Below are 14,687 nucleotides of genomic sequence, written 5' to 3'. Positions count from 1 at the left end.
ACCGTGATCCACCCCGTCCGGAAGGATTTCCATGACTGAGAACCACGACGCGATCGTCACCGACTCCAAGTCGGAGGAGACGGGAGGCGGTTGCCCCGTGGCGCACGGCCGCGCCCTGCACCCGACCCAGGGCGGCGGCAACCGCCAGTGGTGGCCCGAGCGGCTCAACCTGAAGATCCTCGCCAAGAACCCCGAGGTGGCCAACCCCCTCGGTGAGGACTTCGACTACGCGGCGGCGTTCCAGGCCCTCGACCTGGAGGCCGTCAAACGCGACATCGCCGAGGTGCTCACCACCTCGCAGGACTGGTGGCCCGCCGACTTCGGCAACTACGGCCCCCTGATGGTCCGTATGGCCTGGCACAGCGCGGGCACCTACCGCATCAGCGACGGCCGCGGCGGCGCCGGCGCCGGTCAGCAGCGCTTCGCCCCGCTCAACAGCTGGCCGGACAACGGCAACCTCGACAAGGCCCGCCGTCTGCTGTGGCCCGTGAAGAAGAAGTACGGCCAGAACATCTCCTGGGCCGACCTCATGATCCTCACCGGCAACGTCGCCCTGGAGCAGATGGGCTTCGAGACCTTCGGCTTCGCCGGTGGCCGCGCGGACGTCTGGGAGCCCGAGGAGGACGTCTACTGGGGCCCCGAGACCACCTGGCTCGACGACAAGCGCTACTCGGGCGACCGCGAGCTGGAGAACCCCCTCGGCGCCGTCCAGATGGGCCTCATCTACGTCAACCCCGAGGGCCCCAACGGCAACCCGGACCCGATCGCCGCGGCCCGTGACATCCGCGAGACGTTCCGCCGCATGGCGATGAACGACGAGGAGACCGTCGCCCTGATCGCCGGCGGCCACACCTTCGGCAAGACCCACGGCGCCGGCCCGGCCGACAACGTCGGCGCCGACCCCGAGGCCGCCTCCATGGAGGAGCAGGGCCTCGGCTGGCGCAGCACCTACGGCACCGGCAAGGGCGGCGACGCCATCACCTCGGGCCTCGAGGTCACCTGGACCAGCACGCCCACCCAGTGGAGCAACGGCTTCTTCAAGAACCTCTTCGAGTTCGAGTACGAGCTGGAGCAGAGCCCGGCCGGGGCCAACCAGTGGGTCGCGAAGGACGCGCCGGAGATCGTGCCGGACGCGCACGACTCCTCCAAGAAGCACCGTCCGAAGATGCTCACCACGGACCTGGCGCTGCGCTTCGACCCGATCTACGAGCCCATCTCCCGCCGGTTCTACGAGAACCCGCAGGAATTCGCCGACGCGTTCGCCCGCGCCTGGTTCAAGCTGACCCACCGTGACATGGGCCCGAAGTCGCTGTACCTCGGCCCGGAGGTCCCGCAGGAGACCCTCATCTGGCAGGACCCGCTGCCCGAGGCCGAGGGCGAGCCGATCGACGCCGGTGACATCGAGCTCCTCAAGACCAAGCTCCTCGAGTCGGGTCTGTCCGTCTCGCAGCTGGTGTCCACCGCGTGGGCCTCGGCGTCCACCTTCCGCGGCAGCGACAAGCGCGGCGGTGCCAACGGCGCCCGTATCCGCCTGGAGCCGCAGCGCGGCTGGGAGGTCAACGAGCCCGACGAGCTGGCTCAGGTCCTGCGGGTCCTCGAAGGCGTTCAGCAGGACTTCAACTCCGGCGCCGGCGCCAAGAAGGTCTCCCTGGCCGACCTGATCGTCCTCGGCGGCACCGCCGCGGTCGAGAAGGCCGCCAAGGAAGCCGGTTACCAGGTGCAGGTCCCCTTCACCGCGGGCCGCGTGGACGCGACGGAGGAGCACACCGACGCCGAGTCCTTCGAGGCCCTCGAGCCGACCGCCGACGGGTTCCGCAACTACCACGGCAAGGGCAACCGCCTCCCGGCCGAGTTCCTGCTGCTGGACCGGGCGAACCTGCTCACCCTGAGCGCCCCCGAGATGACCGTCCTGGTCGGTGGCCTGCGGGTGCTGGGTGCCAACCACCAGCAGTCCCAGCTCGGCGCCCTCACCAAGACGCCCGGCTCGCTGACGAACGACTTCTTCGTCAACCTGCTCGACCTGGGCATCACCTGGAAGGCGACGTCCGAGGACCAGACCACCTTCGAGGGCCGCGACGCCGCCACGGGCGAGGTCAAGTGGGCCGGCTCCCGCGCCGACCTGGTCTTCGGCTCGAACTCCGAGCTGCGCGCCCTCGCCGAGGTCTACGCGAGCGACGACGCGAAGGAGAAGTTCGTCCACGACTTCGTCGCGGCGTGGGTCAAGGTCATGAACCTGGACCGGTTCGACCTGGTCTGATCACCCCCGCATGACAGGACGCCCGGGCCGCGAGGCCCGGGCGTTCCCGTTCGCCGCCTGAGGGACCGTCAAAGGCCGTTCAAGGTAAGAACATCACTCACCCAACTCTCACCATGAAACGGCAAGGATCCCGGCCGCTCGTGGGTTCGGGCATACGTTCTGGCCGTGAACTCACAAGCCACCTCCCACAGAGGCACCGCCCGCCGCACCCTGCTGCGCACCGCGCTGACCGGGGCCACGGCCCTCGGCGCCGGCCTCGGAGCCACCACCACGGCCACCGCCGCCCCCGTCACCGCACCGCACCGGCCCGTCACCCCCGACGAGGCCCTGAGGGAGCTGGCCGCCGGCAACCGCCGCTGGCGCACCTACCGGGAACGCCACCCGCACGAGAACCCCGCCGTCCGGCGGACGCTGACCACCTCCCAGCACCCCTTCGCGGTCGTGCTCGGCTGCATCGACTCGCGCGTGCCTCCGGAGCTGGTCTTCGATCAGGGGCTGGGGGACCTGATGACCGTGCGCACGGCCGGTGAGGTGCTGGACGAGGCCGTGCTCGGCAGCGTCGCCTACGGCGTGCTGGAACTCGGCATACCGCTGGTCGTCGTCCTCGGTCACCAGTCGTGCGGCGCGGTACGCGCCGCCGTCGCGGCGGAGCAATCGGGAGAGCACCTGCCGGCCCATATGCAGTACCTGGTCGACCAGATAGGCCCGGCCATCGACCACGACCGGGAAGGGGACGCCCGGATCGACGCGACCGTGAGCGCCAACGTCCGCCTCGTACGCTCCCGGCTGGCCGCCGAGCCGGAACTCGCCGCCAGGATCGCCACCGGCGTTCTGGCGGTCGTCGGCGCCCGCTACGAACTGACGACCCAGGCCGTGAACCGCCTCGCCTGAGACGCCGCCCGGTCCGCCGCACCCGGCGGCGGACCGGGCCGCCCTCACGCCTGGAGCGGATTGAAGCGGGCCACGGCCATCAGGTACCAGGCGGTGGCGCCGGTGTGCCGGTACGGGTAGTAGCCGAAGCCGAACCCCGTGTCGAGCGGGCTGCTCGCGGACACCACCCCGGCACGCCCGGGCAGTTCCCTCCCCCCGACGGTCTGAGTGCCACCCAGCAGATCCTGGGCCCGTTCGATCGAGGTGAGCAGCCGCCGTGCGCGCGCCTCGTCGCCGCGTGCCCCGCGCTCGCGCAGAGCGAGCGCGAGATGCGCCGTGCCCTCGAACCACACGCCGTTGCGGTCGGGCTTGGGCTGACCGTCGGCGATCGGCGCCCCCTCGTCCGCGAGCAGGCTCGCCGAGCTGAACGTGACGCCCTCGTACGACTGCCCCTCGGGCACCGTGCTGTTGGTGCGCCCGGAGTGGTCCAGCACGGCCAGCCGCGTCACGGCCCAGTCCAGGGCGCGCGAGTGGCGGCGGGAGTCCAGCGCGAGGTGCGTCCAGGTCTGGGTGTCCTCCGGAATCGGGGACTTGTTGACCGTCACGCCGTCGTTCGTGCCGGTGTAGAAGAAGCCCCCCGACGGCTCCCACATCCGTTTCACGAACGCCTCTGCCCGCGCTCGCCGCTTCCGCCACACCCGGTCGCCGGTGAGCAGGGCGAGCCGCCCGAAGAGGCAGACCAGATCGGTGTTGTGCTCGGTCGAGGTGAACGGCAGCTTCTGGTTCGCCCCGTCGACCCCGAACTTGTAGCCGCCCAGGGGCTCGTCGGTCCGGCCGGTCCGCTCGATCCACTCGCCGATCCGGACGGCCCCGGCGAGGTAGCGGCGCGATCCGGTGCGGCGGGCGAGGGCGCTGAGCGCGATGCCCGCCCAGGCCATGTCGCCCACGGCCGTGCCGGTGAAGCCGAACTGGGTCCCGACGTTGGCCGTGCCGTCCGCCCGTACGAAGCCGTCGGGCTGGAGCGTGCCGTCGTAGAAGGTGTACGGCCCGGTGTTGTAGGCCTGCCGGAGCCTGCCGTCGTCGTGGGCCGGGTCGTGCTCCTGGGCATGGAGCAGGGCGTCGCCCAGGGCCCTGGCCCGGGTCAGGGCGGCCGGGGTCCGGGCCGCGAGGTGGGCGAGGATCGCGAGGGCGTTGTCGTAGGTGAACGCGGTACTGAACAGGCCCGCCTGGTCGGTGTAGCTCTGCGTCAGGCGGAGCGGGCCGTGGTCGGGGTAGGCGTCCATGGCGGCGGCGAGGAAAGCGTGCCCCCGGGCCGGGCCCGGCGAGGGGCGCGCACCGGAGGACCCGGCCGCCCGTGCTTGACCCGTGCCCGCGGCGGTGAGCCCCGCGGCACTGATGCCGAGTCCGGCACCGATGAGCGAACGCCGGCTGAGGGCCGGGCCGTGTCTGCCGTTCATGGATCTCCCTTTGAGAGCGCTCTCACTCAGTGGCCGCTCATTGTGCTGGCGCTCCGGAGCGAGGTCAACGCCTTGGCCGGAAGGGAGAGTTGTCGAGTGCCGCGAAGGGGGCGCGGGTCACTCGCAGACGATCTCGTCACGCGGCGTGTAGTGCGTGCGGTACGGCTCCCGCTTCACTTCCCGGCCGTCCTCGTAGAACACCCGCTCCACGGTCACGTCGAACCCTTCGAGCGGCGTCTGCGGCACGCACTCCTCGTCGTCGCTCACCTTCTTCTCCGGCTTCACCACGTTCTCGCGCGGGCCGGTCACCGACTTGATCTCGTCGTACGGGCGGGTGCCGAGGAAGGAGACGGTGACGGAGGTGTCCGTGGACTCGGCCTGGATGTAGATCGATGCGCCGGAGTCGTTGGTGAACCGCAGGTCCAGGCTGCCCCAGGCGACCGTCGCCTCGCGGCCCTCCGGGTAGCGCTCGATGTAGAACGAGTGCGCTCCGTGCTCCACGGGCTTGACCCCGGCGAAGAACAGCGCGTTGTACAGGGTCGTCGCCACGGACGAGACGCCACCGCCGGACGCCTTCTGGAACTTGTCGTCGAGGATGATGATGCCGTCCATGAAGCCGTTGGCCTCGGTGCGCTCACCGACGGTCCGGTTGAAGCTCCAGGTCTCGCCCGGATCGACGACGGAGCCGTTGATGAGCTCCACGGCCCGGCCGATGTTCTTCGTGCGGTACTCGGCCGCTTCGAAGTCGACCGTGAAGGAGGACATCTTCTCCGTCAGCCCCAGCTCCGCGGCGTTCTCGCGGGTCACCTCCGGCTCGGTCCGGCGCACCTCCACCTCGCCGCTGCGCTCGGCGCCCGACTTGGTGAGCAGCGGAAGCACGGCCTTGCCGAGCGCCTTGTCGCTGACCGAACGGCCCACCGTGGCGTCCTCGGCGACCACGGCCTTGTCGCCCTCCGGCCGCAGCTTCGCGTTCTCGGCGGTCCTGGTGACGGCGTTCAGCGGGCCGGCCACGGAGGCCTCGGCGCGCAGGCCCTTCGCGTCGAGCTCCGGCTTCAGCGCGCCGTCGCTCTCCGGCCGCATGGTCAGATGCTCGCCCAGTGCCTGCTGGCCGACGGTGAACCGCTCGCCCGCGGCGGTGAGCGTGACGGGGCCCGACATGGCCGGTTCCGCGAAGCCGCGCACGGCCTGGCGTACCTGGTCGGCGCTGACCTTCGGGCGGATCTCGCGGGTGGGCAGGGTGGTGGCCGCCTCGGTGCGGCCGTGCAGGAAGGAGTCGCGCAGGGGCCCGACCGCGGTGTTCACGTCCAGCGCGTACCCCGTCCGCGGCGCGACGGTCCGCACCTGCCCGTCGTGGAAGGCGACAGCGCCGTCCCTGACCTTCTGGTCGAGCCCCTTCGCCAGCTCTCCCAGAGCCGCCCGGGCCTTGCCCTCGTCGACGTCCACGACGGGTTCCACGGCGCCGCCCGAGCGGAAGAGCCCGCCGAACACGCTGATCGGGTCGGAGCCGGTGCGCGCCGCCCGGTCGACGGTCTCCTGGATGTCGTAGGACAGGCCCGCGCGCTCCGGATCGACGCCGCCGGTGCGGTCACCGACCTTCACGGGCAGTTCCCGGGCGCCGGCCGCCCCGAGCTCCCGCTCCAGCTTCCGCACCGCCTCCGTGCGGCTCAGCCCCCCGATCTCCACGCCGTGCACGGTCGTACCGGAGTCGATGTGGCCGCCCGTGAGGACCAGCCCGGCGAGATACAGCCCACCCACCCCCACGGCCAGCGCGCCGCCGGCCAGGGCGAGGGAGGGAAGGGAGGTGATGCGCGGGACGGAGGCTGTACGGGGGCGCATGGGTCTCCTGAAGATCGATACGAGGGTGCACCCGTGACGCGACGCTGCTGCGGGCAAACACATCCAGCTATCCACACATCGGGGTCGAATCGATATGGCCCAGACCACTTATGCCCGAGATCATTCCGGAACGGGCGAAACCGGCCCTTGCGCCGGCCCGGCCACAGAGTGGTAACGGCGAACAACGAACCGGGCGTTGACGCGGTCTACGCCACCATGAAGATCTCTTTCCTGATTCACAACGCCTATGGAATCGGAGGCACGATCACCACCACGTTCAACCTGGCCGGAGCCCTGGCCGAGCGGCACGACGTGGAGGTCGTCTCCGCCTTACGGCACCGCGAGCACCCCAACCTCGTGCTGGACCCGAGGGTGCGGCTGCGGGCCCTGGTGGATCTGCGCAAAGAGGCGGATCATCCGCTGCACCAGAGACCGGCGAAGGTGTTCCCGGCCGCCGAGTACCGCCACCGCCAGTACAGCGAGCTGACCGACCAGCGCATCGGAGAGTGCCTCGCGGCGCTCGACACCGACGTCGTCATCGGCACCCGTCCCGGCCTCAACGTGCACATCGCCCGCCAGGCTCCGCGGCACGTCCTGCGCGTCGGCCAGGAGCACCTCACGCTCGACAACCACTCGCCGCGGCTGCGCACGGCCCTGCGCCGCGCCTACCGCCACCTCGACGTGATCACCACCGTGACGGAGGCGGACGCTGCCGCCTACCGGCGCAAGATGTGGCTGCCCGGCGTCCATGTGGAGGCCCTGCCCAACAGCGTCCCCGACCCCGCCCTGCCGCCCGCCGACAGCACCGCCAAGGTGGTGATCGCCGCGGGCCGCCTGGTCCCGGTCAAGCGCTACGACCTCCTCATCGAGGCGTTCGCCCCGGTCGCCGCCGCGCACCCGGACTGGCAGTTGCGCATCTACGGCAAGGGCGAGGAGCAGCCCAGGCTGCGGGAGCTCATCGAGCGGCTCGGGCTGTGGAACAACGTGTTCCTGATGGGCGCCGCCACCCCCATGGAGGCGGAATGGGCCAAGGGCTCGATCGGCGCCGCCGCGTCCAACTTCGAACCGTTCGGCATGACCATCGTCGAGGCCATGCGGTGCGGACTCCCCGTCGTCAGCACCGACTGCCCCTACGGCCCCGCCGAGATCATCCAGGACGGGACCGACGGCCGGCTCGTACCGGTCGGCGACCGTGACGCGCTCGCCGCCGCCCTGCTGGACCTCGTCGGCGACGACGAGCGCCGCCGCCGCATGAGCCGAGCCGCCCTGGACAACGCGCGCCGCTTCGCCCCCGGGCCCGTCGTCGCCCAGGCCGAACGTCTCCTGGAGACGGCCGCCGCGGCCAGAGCCACCACCCCGCACAGCCGCGGCACCCGCAGCGCCCTGACGGGCCGGGGCCACGCCGCCCGCGACGCCGCCCACGCCGCCGCCTCCGGTGTGCTGCGCTCGATACGGAAGGGACGCCGATGAGCACGCCGGACAACGAGACGACCAGCGCCCCCGGACCCACGGGGGCCGTGACGCCGCACAACCCGGACCCAGCACCGCCCGCCACGGCGGTCGGCCCGCGCGGCGACACCCGTGACACCCACCCGCGCGCCCACTGCGCGATCGACACCGACGGCCGCATCACCTTCCGCCTGCCGACGGGCACCGCGCCCCGGCCCCGGCTGCTGCTGCGCCTGCGCCCCCAGAAGGGCCGGCCCGAGACGACCCCGCACCTCCTGGACCTGGAGCCCGACCGGGCCGACGGCCACCGGCAGGCCGTCCTGGAACCGGACCCGGTCCTCGACGAGGGCCGCTGGGACCTGTACCTGCTGCCGGAACCCGGAGCCGAACGCCGACGGCTGCGCCCCGGCCTGCGGGACCTGCGCACCCTCGTCGACGGGCACCTGCGCGAGCACCCCTCGCCGGTCACGGTGAGGATCCCGTACGTCACCAAGGACGGTTTCCTCGCCCTGAGGGCATGGCGGCGCACCGCCCACGCCGAGGCCCGCGCCATCGGCATCGAAGGCGGGGCCCTGACGGTCACGGCCCGCCTGCACGGAGCCGAGCTCCACAAGGACGCCACCGTCCGGCTGCGCCTGCGCGGCACCGGCACCGTGCGCGCCCTCCGCCCCCTTGCCGACGACGACGGCAAGGGGTTCTCCTTCACGGCCGGCCCCGGGGACCTGACGGCGGACGGTGGGGGAGCGGGCCGGATCTGGGACGTCTTCGTCCGGCCCACCGCCGACGCCTCGCCGATCAGGGTCGCCCGGCTCCTCGACGACGTGGCGGACCGCAAGCACGTACACGTCTACCCGGCGATCGAGGCGGACGGATCCGCTTTCCGCCCCTACTACACCGTCGACAACGACCTGGCGATAGAGGTGACCTGAGACCGAATCCCCGAAATGCCCGAAATGAAAATCCCGGGAGTTCCGGATGCCGTTTCGGTGATGCGCCGCGACAACGATGTGTGGATTTTGTGGAAAGCGGCGGCATAACAGGTCACGAGCGTGTTCTCAACAGCCGCAAATCGGGAGGGGACTTGCGGCTATAACCAAACTCAAGTACCTAGATGAATCATGAACCTGTTCAACCGCGTTGTGCCGTCCCGCCGGCAGGCGCCGCTCCCCCCGCAGCGCCCGACCGGCGCACCGGCGTCCTCCACCGCCGTGCTGCCGAACCCCAACCTGGCTGATCTGTCCGGCGAATGGGTCGTCGATCCCGCGCACAGCAGAATCGGCTTCTCCGTCCGGCACGCCATGGTGACCACCGTGCGCGGTTGTTTCCTGGAGTACGAAAGCCGTCTCCACTTCGACGCGCACGACCCCACACGGTCACGGGCCGACATCACTCTGTTCACCGCCAGCGTCGACACCGGAGTGGAACAACGCGACGCGCACCTGGTCGGCCGCGACTTCCTCGACGCCGCGACCTATCCGCGTATGCGATTCACCAGTACCGCGGTTCAGCAGACCGGCGCCGACCTGTTCAGCATGTCGGGAGAGCTGACCATCAAAGGCGTCTCCCGCCCCGTGGTGCTCGACATGACGTACATCGGAAATGTCACCGACCCCTTCGGCTACGACCGGGTCGGCTTCGACGGAACCACCACCATCAACCGCTCGGACTGGGGTCTGACGTACAACAGCAGGCTCGCCGAGGGCGGGGCGATGGTGAGCGAGAAGGTGCGGCTGCAACTCGACATCGCCGCCATCCGCACGGCACCGTCGGGCGGCTGACCACCCCGGGGCGCGCTCCCATGACCCGGTGCCGGACCCGGCCACGACCCTGAAAGTGGCCGGGCCCGGCGTGAGCGGCCGGACGGTCAGCGGCCCTCATGGGCGACCCGTCCGGCTGCGGCCGTCACTCCTCCTGCCGTCGCCCCGGTCCGCCGTCCTCCACCCGGGCCCGGACGTCCGGGTCGCCCGCGGTGAGGTGCTCCAGGACCTCGACCAGCTCCTGGCAGGCACGCTCCACGGACCGCCGCGTGTAGATCTGCTCGGTGATCACGGCGGACAGGATCAGTGCGGTGAGCGCCATCGCCCCGTTGAAGGCCTGGAGCTTCATCATCACCTCGACGCGGCTGAGCCGTTCGAACGGCCCGTCCCGGTCGGTCGCCGCCACCGTGGTCATCACCGAGGCGAACAGAGCGCACGTCAGACTCCCGGCCAGCTGAAACCGCAGAGCCGCCCAGATCAGCAGGGGGTAGACGAGGAACAGCAGACTGACCGAGCTGTGCGCCGCCACCGGCACGAGACAGCAGGCGATGACCGCGAGCCCCGCGGCCTCCTTCCACCGCGACATGCGCAGCGGCAGACGCACACGGGACAGCAGGAGCAGCACCGGCGTGACGATGAGTACGCCCATCGCGTCACCGACCCACCAGGCGAGCCACACCGCCCAGAAGCCGGGCCATTCGATCCGGTCCGTGGCGATCAGGATGCCGGCGCCGATGGTCGAGCTGATCAGCATGGCGGTGAACGCGCCCAGGAACACCAGGGCAAGCCCGTCCCGCAGCCGGGTGAGGTCGGTACGGAAACCGGCCCGGCGCAGCAGCAGGTACCCCACGACGGGCGCGGACGTGTTCCCCACCAGCACGGCCAGGGACGAGGGCGACAGGGAGGTGAGGGACAGGATGACGAAGAGGGCGCCGAGGGCGATCCCGGGCCAGCAGCGCAGCCCGAAGAGCAGCAGGCAGGCGACCGAGACTCCGGTCGGGGGCCAGATGGGGGTGACGACGGCGCCCTCGACGACCAGTTCCCGCAGCAGCCCCAGCTGCGCCGAACCGTAGTAGCAGGCAGCGACGGCCAGCGTTCGCAGAGCGACGACGACCGGCGTACGCAGATCCTGGCTACCCACCACAGCAGCCATGAGACACCGGGGGCGCCGGGTCGGCGAGACGGGAGCGGGCCCCGTGCGGCCCTATGGCTGAGCGTCCGGCCCGTCGAGGCCGACCACCAGGACGGCCGCGTCGTCGTCGTGCCCCACGCGCTCGGCCCCCTTGATCACGGCGGCCGCGAGCGCGTCGACGTCCATGCCCGCCACCGCCGCGATGCCCGCGAGCCGCGTCACCTGGTCCAGGCCCTCCTCCAGCCGCATCGACGGCCCCTCCACGACACCGTCCGTGAGCAGCACGAACACGCTGCCCGTGGTGAGCTCGTAGCGGGTGACCGGGTAGGGCGTCCCCGGCTGCACGCCGAGCGGAGGACCGCCCTCGTCCTCGGTGATGGCGGACTTGCCGTCGGCCGTGGCCCAGACGCAGGGCAGATGCCCGGCGCGAGCGCTCTCCAGTACCCCGGCACACGGGTCCAGCCGCATGAACGTGCAGGTGGCGAAGAGATCGGAGCCCAGCGACAGCAGCAGGTCGTTGGTACGCGCCAGCACCTCGCCCGGCTCGCTGGTGACCGAGGCCAGCGCCCGCATCGCGGCGCGCACCTGCCCCATGAAGGCGGCGGCCTCGATGTTGTGGCCCTGGACGTCGCCGATGGACAGGCCGATCCGGCCGTCGCCCAGTGTGAAGGCGTCGTACCAGTCGCCGCCCACGTTCAGGCCGTGGCACGCGGGTGTGTACCGGACGGCCAGGTGCAGTCGCCGGGCCAGGGGGAGGTCCCGTGGGAGCATGCCGCGTTGCAGCGCGATCGCCAGCTCGACCCGGGACCGCTGCATCTCGGCCTGCGCACGCGCCTGAGCCGTCAGGGCCCCGAGCCTGGTCAGCAGCTCGTCGCCGTCGTCCGTCGTGCCGGTGCGGGACATGGATCACTCCGGCGAGGATGGCCACGGTGGGTGACGACCGGATCGGTCAATTCACCCGATTTACGTCCATAGGATGATACTCAAGTACACGGCTCCCCGACGACTTCACGCCCTTCGAGGCTTTCAGGCCCCTCGACGACCTCACGTTCCCCGGCGGCTCTCGCCGCCCTCCCGTGCCGCCGCGGATTCGGTACGCCGCCCCACCGCCGCCAGCACGAACGTCACGCTGATCAGCAGCGCCCAGGACCCGAACTTCTCCACGCCCACCGGCTCCCAGCCGTGCTCCTGATACGGGTACCGCCAGGCGCCGACCAGCGTCGCCAGGTTCTCCGCCACCCAGAGGAAGAACCCGATCAGCACGAACGCCAGCGCCAGCGGCATCCGCCGGCGCACCCCGCGCACCGTGAACCGCGCCGACGTCCCCAGCGTCACGGCCACGAGCAGCCCGGCCAGCACCCAGCGCGCGTCGGGGAGCCAGTGGTGGCTGAAGAAGTTGACGTATATGGCGGCGGCGACCAGGGCCGTCGCGCGCGGCCGGTAGCGCACGATCTCCAGCTCGAACAGGTGCCAGGCCCGGCAGACATAGCTGCCCACGGCCGCGTACAGGAACCCGCCGTACAACGGGACGCCGGCGAACTTCAGCACGGCCGGCTCCGGGTAGCTCCAGGAACCGAGCGACACCTTCACCAGTTCGAAGGCCAGGCCGATGACATGGCAGGCCGCGATGACGGCGACGTCCCGTCCGTTCTCCCAGCCGCGGGCCCAGAACACCAGCGTGAGCAGCACCCCGTAGACGACCAGCAGGTCGTAGCGCGCCACGGGCAGCTCCGGCAGCAGCGTGGACACGGCCACGCCGGACAGCAGGGCGATGGCGAAGGCGCAGGCCCGCGTCTGGGTCCAGGCGAAAGCGAGCAGCTGACGGACCGGTGTGGCCAGGGGGCCGGTGATGCTTGAACGGATCATGGTGCCCTGTAGGACGACCCCGTCGGCTCAGCGGTTTCACCGTGTGCTCGACGAGGGGGCCGGGTCGTGCGGCTACGCCATGCGGGGCGGGCGGTCCGGAGGAACCTCGAGAGGCGAACGGGCCGTTTTACGGTGTTTCGATGCGATCTGTTCCGACATGGGCGCTGGTGTCCTCGGGGTGTGCCCCGGTCTTCCTGATCATGGGCTGGCTGGTGGCGGCGTCACTGCAGGGGCAGCCCTACGACCCCGCCGCCCAGACGATCAGTGTTCTGGCGGCCCCCGGAAACAGCGGATCCTGGGTGATGACGGCGGCGTTCATCGCCTTGGGCTTCTGTCATCTGCTGACCGCCTGGGGTCTGCGCCCGGCCGCGTCCCCGGGGCGGCTGGCCCTTGCGGCAGGGGGTGTGGCGGCACTGGTCGTGGCGGTGGTTCCGGCACCGAGCAGCGGCGGCTCACTGAGTCACGGCTCCGTGGCGGCGGTGGGGTTCGCCGTCCTCGCAGCCTGGCCCGTCCTGGCGGCCAGGGCCGGAACCTCCGTGCCCTGGGCCCTGCGCCCGTTTCCGTCCCTGGGGGCCACGGCGGTCATGGCGGTCGGCGCGGTCTGGTTCCTGGTCGAGTTGCATCTCCATGGCGTGGCCGGGGTGGCGGAGCGGGCCGTGACGACCCTTCAGTCCGTCTGGCCGTTCGTGGTGGTTCTCTCCTGTCTGCGCGGATCTCCGCGTGACGGGTGCCCGAGCTGAACGAACGCTTCCGGGAACTGTTGACAGGTACGGGCCAAAGCGCAATGTTGAGAGCGCTCTCATCTATCGCTCGACTGTTGAACGGAGGCAGAGCGTGTTGCGAACTCTCAGGCGCCGGGTCACGGCCGTGGGGCTGTCCCTCGCGATGGCCCTCGCCGGCTCGCTGCTGGCGAGCGGAACGGGCGCGTCGGCCCATGCCGCCGTGCCGGCGACGATCCCACTGAAGATCACGAACAATTCGGCCCGCGGCGAGCAGTTGTACATCTACAACCTCGGCACGGAACTCTCGACCGGACGACAGGGCTGGGCCGACGCGGCCGGCACGTTCCATCCCTGGCCTGCGGGCGGCAATCCGCCGACCCCCGCCCCCGACGCCTCGATCGCGGGCCCGGCGGCAGGGCAGTCGGCCACGATCCGCATGCCGAAGTTCTCCGGCCGCGTCTACTTCTCCTACGGTCAGAAGCTCGTCTTCAAGCTCACCACCGGCGGTCTCGTCCAGCCCGCCGTGCAGAACCCGTCCGACCCCAACCGGAACATCCTGTTCAACTGGTCGGAGTACACGCTCAACGACTCGGGCCTGTGGATCAACAGCACCCAGGTCGACATGTTCTCCGCCCCGTACACGGTGGGAGTGCAGCGCGCCGACGGCAGCACCGCGACCACCGGCCGGCTCAAGCCAGGCGGATACCACGGCTTCTTCAACGCCCTCCGGGGGCAGTCGGGCGGCTGGGGGAATCTGATCCACACCCGTTCCGACGGCACCGTACTGCGCGCCCTGGCGCCGCTGTACGGCGTGGAGACCGGTGCCCTGCCGGCCACCGTCATGGACGACTACATCAACCGCGTCTGGCAGAAGTACGCCGGCTCGACCCTCACGGTCACTCCGTTCGCCGACCAGCCCGGGACCAAGTACGTCGGCCGGGTCTCCGGCGGCGTCATGAACTTCACCAACAGTGCCGGGGCTGTCGTCACCAGCTTCCAGAAGCCGGACGCCTCCTCCGTCTTCGGCTGTCACGGGAAACTGGACGCCCCCAACGACCAGGTGCGCGGCCCGATCTCACGCACCCTGTGCGCCGGCTTCAACAGGTCCACGCTCCTGGTCAACCCCAACCAGCCCGACGCCGGTGCGACCGACTTCTACAAGGACGGCGTCACCAATCACTACGCCCGCGCGATCCACGCCCAGATGGCGGACGGGAAGGCGTACGCCTTCGCCTTCGACGACGTCGGCCACCATGAATCACTCGTGCACGACGGCGATCCGCGCCAGGCCTACCTCACGCTCGAACCCCTCAACTGACGGGCCTTCCATTCGCTGCCGGG

12 protein-coding genes are annotated in these 14,687 nt (G+C 70.8%); 7 read left to right on the top strand and 5 right to left on the bottom strand.

What is annotated here, in order from left to right:
* Window positions 1-31 precede the first annotated feature (31 nt).
* Window positions 32-2,257: a catalase/peroxidase HPI gene (katG, locus tag ACFZDE_RS31110; protein WP_391001477.1), complete on the top strand. Its 2,226-nt coding sequence runs from the start codon at window positions 32-34 to the stop codon at window positions 2,255-2,257.
* Window positions 2,258-2,422: 165 nt separating this feature from the next.
* Entirely contained in the window at window positions 2,423-3,148 is a 726-nt protein-coding gene (locus ACFZDE_RS31105) for a carbonic anhydrase (RefSeq protein ID WP_391205519.1), read from the top strand.
* A gap of 44 nt (window positions 3,149-3,192) precedes the next feature.
* Here the strand turns inward: ACFZDE_RS31105 and ACFZDE_RS31100 are convergent, their stop codons facing one another.
* Window positions 3,193-4,584, bottom strand: coding sequence for a Tat pathway signal sequence domain protein (locus ACFZDE_RS31100; protein WP_391205516.1), 1,392 nt, complete (start codon window positions 4,582-4,584; stop codon window positions 3,193-3,195).
* A 117-nt stretch (window positions 4,585-4,701) separates the two neighbouring features.
* Window positions 4,702-6,420 carry a VanW family protein gene (locus ACFZDE_RS31095; protein ID WP_391205513.1) on the bottom strand — a complete coding sequence of 573 codons (1,719 nt, stop codon included), beginning with the start codon at window positions 6,418-6,420 and terminating at the stop codon, window positions 4,702-4,704.
* 216 nt (window positions 6,421-6,636) lie between these two features.
* Here ACFZDE_RS31095 and ACFZDE_RS31090 point away from each other — a divergent pair, with 216 nt between their 5' ends.
* From ACFZDE_RS31090 to ACFZDE_RS31080, 3 genes are all read left to right on the top strand, one after another.
* A complete protein-coding gene (locus ACFZDE_RS31090) occupies window positions 6,637-7,890 on the top strand; it encodes a glycosyltransferase (RefSeq protein ID WP_391205510.1) in 1,254 nt (417 codons plus the stop codon).
* The gene (locus ACFZDE_RS31085; protein WP_391205507.1) at window positions 7,887-8,798 is read left to right on the top strand and encodes a transferase; all 912 of its coding nucleotides are present in this window, start codon (window positions 7,887-7,889) and stop codon (window positions 8,796-8,798) included. The genes ACFZDE_RS31090 and ACFZDE_RS31085 overlap by 4 nt, the downstream gene beginning before the upstream one ends.
* 189 nt (window positions 8,799-8,987) lie before the next feature.
* The gene (locus ACFZDE_RS31080) at window positions 8,988-9,647 is read left to right on the top strand and encodes a YceI family protein (protein ID WP_391001495.1); all 660 of its coding nucleotides are present in this window, start codon (window positions 8,988-8,990) and stop codon (window positions 9,645-9,647) included.
* Between the two features lie 124 nt (window positions 9,648-9,771).
* Here ACFZDE_RS31080 and ACFZDE_RS31075 read toward each other — a convergent pair whose 3' ends face one another.
* The 3 genes from ACFZDE_RS31075 to ACFZDE_RS31065 all read right to left on the bottom strand — a co-directional run bounded on the left by ACFZDE_RS31075 (window position 9,772) and on the right by ACFZDE_RS31065 (window position 12,624).
* Complete coding sequence (locus tag ACFZDE_RS31075; protein ID WP_391205504.1) at window positions 9,772-10,779, bottom strand: MASE1 domain-containing protein; 1,008 nt, start codon at window positions 10,777-10,779, stop codon at window positions 9,772-9,774.
* 51 nt (window positions 10,780-10,830) lie between these two features.
* Window positions 10,831-11,661 (bottom strand): SpoIIE family protein phosphatase, encoded by an 831-nt coding sequence (locus ACFZDE_RS31070; protein WP_391001499.1) that lies wholly within the window; start codon window positions 11,659-11,661, stop codon window positions 10,831-10,833.
* 141 nt (window positions 11,662-11,802) lie between these two features.
* Window positions 11,803-12,624, bottom strand: a complete 822-nt coding sequence (locus ACFZDE_RS31065) for a DUF817 family protein (protein ID WP_391205501.1) — start codon at window positions 12,622-12,624, stop codon at window positions 11,803-11,805.
* 140 nt (window positions 12,625-12,764) lie between these two features.
* Between ACFZDE_RS31065 and ACFZDE_RS31060 the strand changes: the two genes are divergently transcribed.
* Window positions 12,765-13,364 carry a DUF998 domain-containing protein gene (locus tag ACFZDE_RS31060; RefSeq protein ID WP_391205498.1) on the top strand — a complete coding sequence of 200 codons (600 nt, stop codon included), beginning with the start codon at window positions 12,765-12,767 and terminating at the stop codon, window positions 13,362-13,364.
* 94 nt (window positions 13,365-13,458) lie between these two features.
* Entirely contained in the window at window positions 13,459-14,664 is a 1,206-nt protein-coding gene (locus ACFZDE_RS31055) for a beta-1,3-glucanase family protein (RefSeq protein ID WP_391205495.1), read from the top strand.
* The last annotated feature ends 23 nt before the right edge of the window (window positions 14,665-14,687 follow it).

Source organism: Streptomyces sp. NPDC007929, from assembly GCF_042959065.1.
Classification (GTDB): domain Bacteria; phylum Actinomycetota; class Actinomycetes; order Streptomycetales; family Streptomycetaceae; genus Streptomyces.
This window is presented reverse-complemented; position numbering and strand designations above follow the sequence as displayed.

Bases quoted from the DNA above. Each gene is read 5' to 3' on its own strand.
- katG (WP_391001477.1), top strand. From the start codon at position 32: ATGACTGAGAACCACGACGCGATCGTCACCGACTCCAAGTCGGAGGAG.
- ACFZDE_RS31100 (WP_391205516.1), bottom strand. From the start codon at position 4,584: ATGAACGGCAGACACGGCCCGGCCCTCAGCCGGCGTTCGCTCATCGGT.
- ACFZDE_RS31095 (WP_391205513.1), bottom strand. From the start codon at position 6,420: ATGCGCCCCCGTACAGCCTCCGTCCCGCGCATCACCTCCCTTCCCTCC.
- ACFZDE_RS31090 (WP_391205510.1), top strand. From the start codon at position 6,637: ATGAAGATCTCTTTCCTGATTCACAACGCCTATGGAATCGGAGGCACG.
- ACFZDE_RS31085 (WP_391205507.1), top strand. From the start codon at position 7,887: ATGAGCACGCCGGACAACGAGACGACCAGCGCCCCCGGACCCACGGGG.
- ACFZDE_RS31080 (WP_391001495.1), top strand. From the start codon at position 8,988: ATGAACCTGTTCAACCGCGTTGTGCCGTCCCGCCGGCAGGCGCCGCTC.
- ACFZDE_RS31075 (WP_391205504.1), bottom strand. From the start codon at position 10,779: ATGGCTGCTGTGGTGGGTAGCCAGGATCTGCGTACGCCGGTCGTCGTC.
- ACFZDE_RS31070 (WP_391001499.1), bottom strand. From the start codon at position 11,661: ATGTCCCGCACCGGCACGACGGACGACGGCGACGAGCTGCTGACCAGG.
- ACFZDE_RS31065 (WP_391205501.1), bottom strand. From the start codon at position 12,624: ATGATCCGTTCAAGCATCACCGGCCCCCTGGCCACACCGGTCCGTCAG.
- ACFZDE_RS31060 (WP_391205498.1), top strand. From the start codon at position 12,765: ATGCGATCTGTTCCGACATGGGCGCTGGTGTCCTCGGGGTGTGCCCCG.